The organism is Phyllobacterium sp. (assembly GCF_037994405.1).
In the GTDB taxonomy this organism is placed as follows: domain Bacteria; phylum Pseudomonadota; class Alphaproteobacteria; order Rhizobiales; family Rhizobiaceae; genus Phyllobacterium.
Genome location: NZ_JBBNAN010000024.1, coordinates 1 through 3468 on the forward strand (window position 1 = coordinate 1; position 3468 = coordinate 3468).

The window sequence follows — 3468 nt, forward strand, 5'->3', positions numbered from 1 at the left end:
TTGCAAGTCGCCGCACCCACAACGTTGCAAAAAGACTGCCTTTCATACGCGTCTTCGTCAAATCACGTTGACGCTAGCAAAGACAGAAGAAGTGAGGCCCGGGTTGGCCACCTCGCAGTGCCGGGCCTCACGGTCAGGCGAGACTATCCCGTTGCCCTGACTACGCCCAGACTGTCTTTCGATTAGGAGGATGTCAACCGTTCAGGTCGCGGCCGAACGCTGGCGGGCTTTTCACGTTCTATGATCTCGGCCTCGGCTAGCTCTTGTGCCACCACGTCAGATCGACATTGCTTTGGCTTCCGTTCCCTATCGCCTTGGCAGACTCGACGGAGATTGATTGCGCCCACTCTCTGCAGTCTCATCGGTCTCAAAATTGGCCGATGAAATCCATCGGGCTTAAATCGAGGGCCTGGCAGATTGCCTCCCCGAGTTCGCGTTGCGTCAAGCCTGCCATCAAGCGAAACTCTCGAAGCCTCTCGCCAATTGCGAGGTCCATTGACTCAGTTTGCGGTCTGCGAGCCAATCTGGCGCTCCATTGTCGTTGGCGAAGGTCAGCTTAGTTTCAGACAGGACCAGCTTCATGCCCGGCGCTTCGGCTATGGGGCGAGACTTTCTTTTGCGTATTGGAATCTGTGATGGATTCATTGTCTAGCCCTCTTCATATTTATAGGATTCCGACCTCAAAGGTAATCGTAAAATATCCCATTTTGATGGGTTGATAACTCTACATAATTCAATTATATGACCCATCAAAATGGGTATGTTTATGCATTTGTCTCTTCAGATCCATTATGATGGCAATTGGCATCAGGCCGGAACACTAGAGCTCCGGGATGAGGCACTGGGCTATCGCGGTGCTGCGGTTGTCGATTACGATCTCGAATATTATGTGGAAGCTGCATCACAAGATTTCAGCAAAGGGCAGGCGGTGCGTGACCGCCGCGCGCTTTCTGTACGCTACCCCGTTGATCTGGAAAACCGCTACAGTCGCCACTGGCCCGCATTTCTCCTTGATCTTATGCCGCAAGGTCATGCTCGTAGAAAGCTGGCCGATCACCTTGGTTTAGACGAAACCTCTCGGCAAGCGGATATTCCGCTCCTGCTTCGTGCATCAAGTAGTGGGATTGGTAATCTACGCATAAAGGAAGCGGCGGTGGCGGAATCCAATCGCTTGCAGGGTGTCGAACGAAGAGGCGTGACAGAGCAGGCAATTTTTGAGCGTTCGGATTTATTTCTCGAGGTCGTCGATCGCTTCGGCATGCTAGCGTCCGGTTCTAGTGGCCTGCAAGGTGAATGGCCCAAGGTTTCGATGACGCAAGCGCAGGATGGGCTATATTATCCCGATGGCTTTGTTGCCGACGATGAGGCGGTGCGTCACGTGATCGTCAAGCTTCTCCGGAGCCGTGACCCGGCGGACCAGCTCATTCTTGAAGGTGAAGCGCTCTATTCACGGATCGCGACCGAAATTGGGCTCAATGTCCTGGAGCCATCACAATATGCCAATGGCGTGCTCGTCATTCCCCGTTTTGACCGGCAGAGTGACCAAAATGGTACTGTCGTTCGACTCGGACAGGAAAGCTTGGTGTCGGCGATCGGTGTTTCGGAATTTGGTCACATCGGCGATCACGAGACCTACATTGAGGCACTAAGGGAATTCTCGTCTGATCCCTTTTCTGATATTGCCGAATATATGAAACGGGATATCGCCAACCTTGCTTTGGGAAATCCCGACAATCATGGGCGAAACTCTGCGTTGAGCAAGCATTCCGACGGCAGAATTAGGCTTTCGCCTTTGTTCGATTTTGCTCCTATGCGTCTTGCGACCGAAGGCATCGTCAGGTCCACTCGATGGGCCGCAATGCGTGATCAGCACAGCGATTATTTGCCCGATTGGCAGAGGATTAGTGCATTACTCTTCCCCGACGACGACGATTACAGACGGCTACTGAAAGAGCTTCAGCAGTTCGCGGCGCGGCTTCGACACGCGCCCGAGATAGCGAAAGAGATGGGCGCAAAGCCTGATATCCTTGACAGAGCAATGGCCCGATGCACTGAGATTTCTGACAGCGTCTTGGCGATTTCCGAATAACTATGGTGGGAGTATAACTCCGTGGCACGATGGAAGAAGCCGACCAAAGAGGAAATCCGCGAGCTGCGCCAGATTTTGGCAGAAAGATCCCGCAACGGTGCGCTGCGCTTTCCTGGCGCCATTGTCGAAATCCGCAAAAGCTTTGGAATGACACAAGAGGAATTTGCAAAGACCGTCAGCTTGACCCGACGCCAGATTGCGGAGATGGAAGCTGGTACGGCAAATCCGACCTTGGATACGATGGAGAAGGTCGCCAGGTTGTTCGGCTTTACCGTTGGTTTCGTCCCCAGAGCGGCACGCGAGGACGAACCGCGAACGCCTCTGGCCAAATGAAAGCTAGCGTTTCGAACGCGTCATCCATCACGCAATCGCATTGCGATCCAGCTTCCCTCAATATGCCGGATGCCTGTGCGCAACGATGGCACCTATGACCGTGAGTCCCTTCAAGCCAATAGCAGCATGTTGCCGATCTTCATTTCAAGGATCTGAGTGGAGTACATCCTTGCCAAGGACAGCGCTTGGGCGTGCGCCAACGTCCCTCCGTCAAGCGCCACCTTCTGCGCCCGTGCCACCGTTGACAAGCAACTGGGCATCTCAGCCTGAGAATTTGCCGATGTTAATGTGCGTCATGGCACGAAAAGGTGTATTATTCTAGCAATCCAGCACTTTCAAAATATGGAGGTTGTTATGAAAGTCTCCGAAGCAATGCATAAGGGGGTGAATTGGGTCACACCTGATGTCCCACTGGCACAAATCGCAAAAATTATGAGAAACGATGACATCGGCGCTGTACCGGTCGGCGAGAACGATCGCCTCATCGGCATGGTCACAGATCGAGACATGGCGCTCCGAGCCCTTGCCAACGGCAGGGATCCGGCTTCATTGACGGCGCGAGATGTCATGACCAAGGGGATCGTTTATTGCCGGGCCGAAGAGACCGTTGAAGACGCCATACGGTTGATGGAATCAAAGCAGATTAGGCGTCTGCCGGTTATCGACGATAGTAAACGGATGGTCGGAATGCTCTCTGTCGGCGATATTTCGCACCACAGCGGACGGGAATTCATGGGAGAACTGATGATGGCTGTCTCCTCGTCGCACCCCTAGGGCCCGAGGGCACACCGATATCGGAGCGGGCTGATCTATGGTGAGTAGGTGCGTTTCAGCGACCACTCGCTGATCGGTTCCGACAGTAGGTGCTGTCGGAACTCTTGAGACATTTCAGCACAATCCACGTATAGTAAGTCAACGTCTGTCGGGGGCATAAGAATGTGCATTTCCACGATCCGGGCGATGACTACCTGGGCGGGTTTCCTACTCGCATTGAGTTTGGCTGTCCTCTGCACCAGCGTCGCGGTTTCACGAGCGCAGACTGCAGT

The 3468-nt window shown here is 53.7% G+C and carries 3 protein-coding genes; all 3 read left to right on the forward strand.

Features of this window, described 5'->3' with window-relative positions; genetic code table 11:
* The first annotated feature begins 754 nt into the window (after positions 1–754).
* The 3 genes from AAAC48_RS01870 (at position 755) to AAAC48_RS01880 (ending at position 3196) form a co-directional block, all read left to right on the forward strand.
* Positions 755–2089 carry a HipA domain-containing protein gene (locus tag AAAC48_RS01870; protein WP_340652543.1) on the forward strand — a complete coding sequence of 445 codons (1335 nt, stop codon included), beginning with the start codon at positions 755–757 and terminating at the stop codon, positions 2087–2089.
* A gap of 21 nt (positions 2090–2110) precedes the next feature.
* Positions 2111–2422: a helix-turn-helix domain-containing protein gene (locus AAAC48_RS01875; RefSeq protein WP_340652544.1), complete on the forward strand. Its 312-nt coding sequence runs from the start codon at positions 2111–2113 to the stop codon at positions 2420–2422.
* Positions 2423–2776: 354 nt separating this feature from the next.
* Entirely contained in the window at positions 2777–3196 is a 420-nt protein-coding gene (locus AAAC48_RS01880; protein ID WP_340652545.1) for a CBS domain-containing protein, read from the forward strand.
* Positions 3197–3468: the final 272 nt, after the last annotated feature.

Coding starts and splice junctions, on each gene's coding strand:
- AAAC48_RS01870 (WP_340652543.1), top strand. CDS start 755: ATGGGTATGTTTATGCATTTGTCTCTTCAGATCCATTATGATGGCAAT.
- AAAC48_RS01880 (WP_340652545.1), top strand. CDS start 2,777: ATGAAAGTCTCCGAAGCAATGCATAAGGGGGTGAATTGGGTCACACCT.